Origin of the sequence: Streptomyces phytophilus (assembly GCF_013870535.1) — a bacterium.
Lineage (GTDB): Bacteria > Actinomycetota > Actinomycetes > Streptomycetales > Streptomycetaceae > Streptomyces > Streptomyces phytophilus.
On the sequence record NZ_JACBXC010000230.1, the window covers coordinates 1 to 6,690 of the forward strand.

Consider the following 6,690-nt stretch of genomic DNA (forward strand, 5'->3'; position numbering starts at 1 on the left):
CAGTTGGCGGAGTGGCTGGCCGGCGCCGAGCAGCTCGTCGAGCGGTGGTTCACGCTGGAGGACCCGGCGCGTCTGGAGCCCGCCGAGCGGGAGCTGTTCGTGGAGACCGTGCTCGCGTCCGGGCTGAAGCTGCGCGGCGTCATCGACCGGCTCGACGTGGCGCCGACGGGCGAGGTCCGCGTCGTGGACTACAAGACGGGCAAGGCGCCCCCGCCGGAGTACGCGGCGGACGCCCTCTTCCAGATCAAGTTCTACGCGCTGGTGCTGTGGCGGCTGCGCGGCAGCGTCCCGCGCCGGCTGCAACTGGTCTACCTGGGCAGCGGCGACGTCCTGACGTACGACCCGGACGAGGCGGACCTGCGCGGCGTGGAGCGCAAGGTGCTCGCCCTGTGGGAGGCGATCCGGCGGGCGACGGAGAGCGGCGACTGGCGGCCGCGGCCGGGCCGGCTGTGCGGCTGGTGCGACTTCAAGGACTCCTGCCCGGCCTTCGGTGGGACCCCGCCCCCGTATCCGCTGACCGGCGTCGACCTGGGCCTGCCGCAGCCCCGCCCGGCCGGGGGCGGGGACGGTGCGCAGGGCAGAATGGACACCGCCTGACAGTTCGGTCCGGCCGAGGAAGAGGAGACCCTGTGGCCATCCGCGTCCTGCTCGTCGACGACCAGCCGCTGCTGCGCACCGGCTTCCGCATGATCCTGGAGGCCGAGCAGGACATCGCCGTCGTCGGCGAGGCCGGCGACGGGCTGCAGGCGCTCGACCAGGTCCGGGCGCTCCAGCCGGACGTGGTGCTGATGGACATCCGGATGCCGCGCATGGACGGCGTGGAGGCCACCCGGCAGATCACCGGCGCCGGCCGGGACGGGCCCGCGAAGGTGCTGGTGCTGACCACCTTCGACCTCGACGAGTACGTGGTGGAGGCGCTGCGCGCCGGGGCCAGCGGCTTCCTGCTGAAGGACGCGCCGGCCGGGGAGCTGGTGCAGGCGATCCGCGTGGTCGCCGCCGGGGACGCGATGCTGGCCCCGAGCATCACCAAGAGGCTGCTGGACAAGTTCGCGACGAAGCTGCCGACGGGAGAGCAGGACGTGCCGGACACCCTGGACACGCTCACCGAGCGCGAGGTGGAGGTGCTCAAGCTGGTCGCCCGCGGGCTGTCGAACGCGGAGATCGCCGCCGACCTCTTCGTCAGCGAGACCACCGTGAAGACCCATGTGGGCCACGTGCTGACCAAGCTGAGCCTGCGCGACCGGGTGCAGGCCGCGGTGTACGCGTACGAGAGCGGGCTGGTGCGCCCCGGCGGGTCCTGACCGCCCGGCCGGGAGCCCCCGCGCAGGGCTCCCGGTCCCGTACGGCGTCAGGCCGCCCTGCGGGTCACTCCGAGCCCTTCGAGATCTCCCAGAAGCGGAAGACCGTCGAGGCGTCGAGCGTCCACTCCAGGCCGAGGATGTTCTCCCGCGCGGCCGCGTACTGCTTGCCCTGCCACAGCGGTATCACCGGCAGCTGGTCGGCGACGATGTCCTGCAGCTCGCCGAACGCGTCCACCGTGGCCGTACGCTCCGACTGCGCCGCGGTGGCCGGGATCAGCTCGCTGGTGATCCGGCCCGGGTTGTAGTTGTTGGCCAGGACGTTGCCCTCGCCGAAGAACGGCGCGGTGAAGTTGTCGGGGTCCGGGTAGTCCGGCACCCAGCCCTTGACGTAGACGCCGTACGCGCCCTTCTCGACGCCCTGCTCGAACTCGTCCAGCGGCACGGAATCCACGTCCGCCTCGAACAGGCCGCTGTCGTTGAGCTGCTTGGCGATCAGCTCGAAGGACGGCACCGTGCCAGGTCCGTAGCGCTCGGGCGTGGCGTGCAGCGTCACGCGCACCTTCTGGTCGATGCCCGCCTGCCTGAGCACCTGTTCGGCCCTGGCCGGGTCGGGGCGGTCGCCGTAGGTGTCGTAGAAGGCGGTGTTGTGGCCGGTGATGCCGGCCGGGACGATCGAGTAGAGCTCTTCCGCGGTGCCCTCGTAGACGTCGCGGACCAGCGCGTTGCGGTCGATGAGGTAGGCGAACGCCTTGCGCACGGCGGGGTTGCCGGCGACCGGGTCGTCCATGTTGAAGACCAGGTGCTGCACCTCGGCGCTGGTGCCCTCGACGAGCTGGATCTTCTGGCCGGCCCCGGCCTGGTCCTGCAGCTCGGCGATGTCCTTCATCGCCAGGCCGCGGTACGCCAGGTCGATGTCGCCGCCCTCCAGGTCCTCCTTGAGCTTGTCGTCGCCGCCGCTGCCGCCGTACAGCTTCAGCGTCATCCCGGAGTTCTGCACCTTGGCGGTGCCCTTGTAGCCGGAGTTGACGGAGAAGCCGGCCTCCTTGCCCTCCTGGTAGGAGTCCAGCTTGTACGGCCCCGACCCGATGGCCTTGCCGTCGTCGCGCAGCTTGTCCTTGGGGTAGGTCTCGCTGTCGACGATCGAGCCGGCGCCGGAGGCGATCTTCATGGGGAAGGTCGCGTCGGGGTAGTCCAGCCGGAACGTCACGGTCAGCTCGTCGGGGGTCTCGATCCCGCCGACCGAGTCGAGCATGACGGCGGGCCCCGCGGGGTCGTCGATGCCGATGGTGCGCTCGAAGGAGAACTTCACGTCCTCGGAGGTGAGTTCCGAGCCGTTGGAGAACTTCAGCCCGTCCTGCAGCTTGCAGGTGTAGACGCGGCTGTCGGCGTCCTCGAAGGTGCACTCCTTCGCCGCCTCGGGCTCGGGTTCCGTGGACCCCTTGGGGAAGCTCAGCAGGGACTGGAAGACGTTGTTGAACACCAGCCAGGAGCCGACGTCGTAGCCCGCGGCCGGATCGATGGCCGTGACCTCGTCGGTCATCCCCATCACGACGGCGTCGCCGGAGCCGGCCCCCGATCCGGAGTCCGAGCCGCAGCCGGCTGCGAGCAGTACGGTGGCCATGGCGGCGCCGAGGGGTGGGGCGAGCCGCTGGACAGCCTTGTTCACGTGTGTGGGTTCCTTCACTCGGGTCGGTTCTCTGTCCCGGCGCGGCACCGCCGGTGGCCCCTACTCGCTCAGCCCGCGCCGCAGCTCCCAGAGCTGCAGCGTCGACGACGAGTTGAGCGCCCACTCCGCCCCCGTGACGGTGTCGCGCGCCGCGATGTACTGCTTGCCCTGCCAGAGCGGGAGGTACGGGACGTCGGTCGCGAGGACGTCCTGTATCCGCTCGAAGCTGTCCGTCGTCCGCTCCCGCTGCGCTTCCTGGCGGGTCCGGGGGATCAGGTCCTCGATGACGGAGCTGTCGTAGTTGTTGAACGTGAAGTTCTCCTCGCCGACGAACGGCCCGGTGAACGTGTCGGGGTCGGGGAAGTCCGGGTACCAGTGCAGGCCGTAGACGGCGTACCGGTTCTCCGCGTAGTTCTTCTTGTACGTCTCCCAGGTGTCGCCCTTGATGGTGGCGTCGAAGAGGCCGGACTTGTTGAGCTGGTCGCGCAGCTCCTCGAACTCGGCCTTCGTCGTCTCGCCGTAGTGGTCGGTGCTGTAGTTCAGGGTCAGCTCGACGGGTGTCTCGACGCCCGCCTCCCGCAGCAGCTCGCGGGCGGCGTCGGGGTCCGGGCGGTCGCCGTAGGAGTCGTGGAACGCCGTGTTGTGGCCGATGATGCCGCGCGGGATCATCGCGTACAGCGGCTCGACGGTGCGCTGGTAGACCTCGCGCGCGAGCTTCGTCCTGTCGATCACCTCGGCCGTCGCCTGGCGTACGGCCCGGTCCTTCACGGTCGGGTTCTCCACGTCGAAGACGAGGTAGGCGATCTCCGCGCCGGGCGTCTCGAAGAGGCTGACGTCGCCGTCGCTGCCCTCGTCGAGGCGGTTGATCTGCTCGGGCTTCAGGCTGCGGCCCATCACGTCGATGTCGCCGCCGGAGATGGCGTCCTCCATGTGCTGGGAGGTGTCGAAGTAGCGGACCTCGACGCCGTCGTTCTGCGGCTCGACCTCGCCCTTGTAGTCGCCGTTGCCGGTGTACACGGCCTTGGTGGCGGCGTCGTCCTCGTGCTCGACCTTCAGGCTGTACGGGCCGGAGCCGGCGATCTCGAAGCCCTCGTACAGCTTGTCCTTCTCGTAGACCTCGCTGTCGACGATGGCCGCGGCGGGGGTGGCCAGCTTGAGGGGGAACGTGGCGTCCGGCGTCTTGAGGTGGAAGACCACGGTCAGCTCGTCGGGGGTCTCCACCGTGTCGACGTTGGCGAGCAGCGGGAACGGGCCGTTGGGGTTCTTGATCTTCAGCATCCGCTCGACGGAGAACTTGACGTCCTCGGCCGTCAGGTCGTGCCCGTTGGTGAAGGTGAGGCCGTCGCGGAGGGTGCAGCGGTACTGCTCGCTGAGCCGGTCGGCGAAGGCGCACCGCTCGGCGGCGTCGGGCTCGGGCTCCGAGCCCGTACGCGGCATGCGCATCAGCGTCTGGAAGGTGTTCTGCAGGATGTTCCAGGAGTTGATGTCGTACGCGGTGGCGGGGTCGAGGGGAGCGGGGTTCTCCTCGGTCAGCTCCAGCCTGTCGGTCGTGCCCACCACGATCGCGTCGCCGTCTCCGCCGGAGTCGCCCACCATGCCGCAGGAGGCGAGGACCGGGACCAGCATGCCCAGCAGCGCGGGCAGCACCAACGACTTACGAATCATGGTCGACTTTCTCCCTCGGGCGTCCCCGGAGAGATTAGCCGGAGCATCCAGCCGGGCTGGGCCGCAGGGAAGTTGAGAAAGAATCACGCGCCGATTACGCCCGGCACCCTTCCGATAACCGGACGCGGGAACAATGGCCGCGAACCCGAATCAAACCGGGCACAGGGAGGCACCTCGCAGGGCACCGGAGACCGGTCCAGCACATCGCCGCTCACCTGTCGAGGTCTGTGCGCGTGAGAAAGCTCACCTCGGCGAATTCGCGCCCTGTAGTAGCAATGGGGTAACGGCTTTCGTCACGCAAAATACATGAACCGCTGCGCGGAGTTTCCCCGCCGCTTTCTCACTGGAGGCGCTCGACTACGGAGCGGAGAAAGCGGAGATCGACTTCCGTGAGGGAACCGACGAGGTGCCGTCCCGGCGCGGGGTCGATCGGCGCCACCGACGGCACCGCCACGACGGCGCAGCCGGCCGCCTCCGCCGCCGTCACGCCGGTGAGGGTGTCCTCGACCACGGCGCAGCGCCGGGGATCGGCGCCGAGGACGGCCGCGGCGTGCAGGTACGGGTCGGGGTGCGGCTTCGTACGCGCGATCTCGTCGCCCGCCACGGAGAGGTGGAACTCGTGGCCCAGGGAGCGCAGCACCCGGTCGATGATGCGCCGGTGGGAGGCGGAGACCAGGGCCGTGGGCACGTCGTGCGCGGCGAGTTCGGTGAGCAGCCGCCGGGCGCCGGGCATGAGGGGCACGTCGCCGTCGATCAGCTCCTCGAAGCGGGTGTTGAGGCGGACGGTCAGCTCGGGCAGGCCGATGTCGGCGCCGGTGGTGGCGATGAGGTACGCGGCGCTGCGCGACATCGGGCCGCCGACGACGACCTGGCGCTGCTCCTCGGTCAGCTCGTGGCCGAACTCGGCGAAGACCGAGACCTCGGCGGCCCACCAGAAGCCCTCGGTGTCGACCAGGGTGCCGTCCATGTCGAGCAGTACGGCCTGCGGGGTCGTACTGCGGATGGACCGCACGCGGCGGGCCGGGGCGGTGCCCTGGGCCGTTCGGGTGCCTTCAGCGGGAATGCTGCTGGTCATCCGCTCACCTCCCTCGAAGGGGCGCAAAGGCCGGCCGCCAGAAGCGACCGGCCTGTTCCGGACCGACCAGTGTAAGCCGACTGTCCGAAAAGCGCCCGGGGAGCGCCCTTCCGGCCCCTTTTCGGACAGCGGCCGGGGTCGCGGGTACGGGCCGGGCGCGGACCGCGCTCAGCGGGCGTTGAAGTACTTCGCCTCGGGGTGGTGGATGACGATGGCGTCGGTGGACTGCTCCGGGTGCAGCTGGAACTCTTCGGAGAGCTTCACCCCGATCCGCTCCGGCTCCAGCAGCTCGGCGATCTTCGCCCGGTCCTCCAGGTCCGGGCACGCGCCGTACCCCAGTGAGAACCGGGCGCCGCGGTACTTCAGCGCGAACATGTCCTCGATCTCGGCCGGGTCCTCGCCGCCGTAGCCCAGCTCGGCGCGTACCCGCGCGTGCCAGTACTCCGCCAGCGCCTCCGCGAGCTGCACGGACAGGCCGTGCAGCTCCAGGTACTCGCGGTAGGAGTCGGCGGCGAACAGCTCGGCCGTGGCCTCGCCGATCCTGGAGCCGACGGTGACGATCTGGAAGCCGACGACGTCCGTCTCGCCGGAGTCCTCCGCGCGGAAGAAGTCCGCCAGGCACAGCCGCCGGCCGCGCCGCTGCCGCGGGAAGGTGAAGCGGGTGCGCTCGGCGCCGTCGTCGCCGAGGACGATCAGGTCGTCGCCCTTGGAGACGCAGGGGAAGTAGCCGTAGACGACGGCCGCCTCCAGCAGGTTGCCGGTCCGCAGCCGGTCCAGCAGCCCGCGCAGCCGCGGCCTGCCCTCGGTGGCGACCAGGTCCTCGTACGACGGGCCGCTGCCGCGCGGCGCCTTCAGCCCCCACTGGCCCTTGAAGAGCGCGCCCTCGTCCAGCCAGGAGGCGTAGTCGGCCTGCTGGATGCCCTTGACGACCCGGGTGCCCCAGAACGGCGGGGCGGGCACGGGGTTGTCGGTGGCCACGTCGG

The 6,690-nt window shown here is 70.3% G+C and carries 6 protein-coding genes; 2 read left to right on the top strand and 4 right to left on the bottom strand.

Annotated elements, in window-relative coordinates; genetic code table 11:
* A partial coding sequence (locus H5J30_RS13335; RefSeq protein ID WP_181787649.1) for a RecB family exonuclease occupies positions 1 to 597 on the top strand: 597 nt, incomplete at its 5' end.
* Between the two features lie 32 nt (positions 598 to 629).
* Positions 630 to 1,301 carry a response regulator gene (locus H5J30_RS13340; protein ID WP_018836882.1) on the top strand — a complete coding sequence of 224 codons (672 nt, stop codon included), beginning with the start codon at positions 630 to 632 and terminating at the stop codon, positions 1,299 to 1,301.
* Between the two features lie 64 nt (positions 1,302 to 1,365).
* On the opposite strand, the gene H5J30_RS13345 is transcribed toward H5J30_RS13340, so the two are convergent.
* The 4 genes from H5J30_RS13345 to H5J30_RS13360 all read right to left on the bottom strand — a co-directional run.
* Positions 1,366 to 2,967: an ABC transporter substrate-binding protein gene (locus H5J30_RS13345; protein ID WP_181787650.1), complete on the bottom strand. Its 1,602-nt coding sequence runs from the start codon at positions 2,965 to 2,967 to the stop codon at positions 1,366 to 1,368.
* A 60-nt stretch (positions 2,968 to 3,027) separates the two neighbouring features.
* Positions 3,028 to 4,632 (bottom strand): ABC transporter substrate-binding protein, encoded by a 1,605-nt coding sequence (locus H5J30_RS13350; protein ID WP_181787651.1) that lies wholly within the window; start codon positions 4,630 to 4,632, stop codon positions 3,028 to 3,030.
* A gap of 340 nt (positions 4,633 to 4,972) precedes the next feature.
* Positions 4,973 to 5,707, bottom strand: a complete 735-nt coding sequence (locus tag H5J30_RS13355) for an HAD family hydrolase (protein WP_181787652.1) — start codon at positions 5,705 to 5,707, stop codon at positions 4,973 to 4,975.
* Positions 5,708 to 5,875: 168 nt separating this feature from the next.
* Positions 5,876 to 6,690: vitamin B12 dependent-methionine synthase activation domain-containing protein (locus tag H5J30_RS13360; protein ID WP_309505519.1), on the bottom strand; the 815-nt coding region annotated here is incomplete at its 5' end.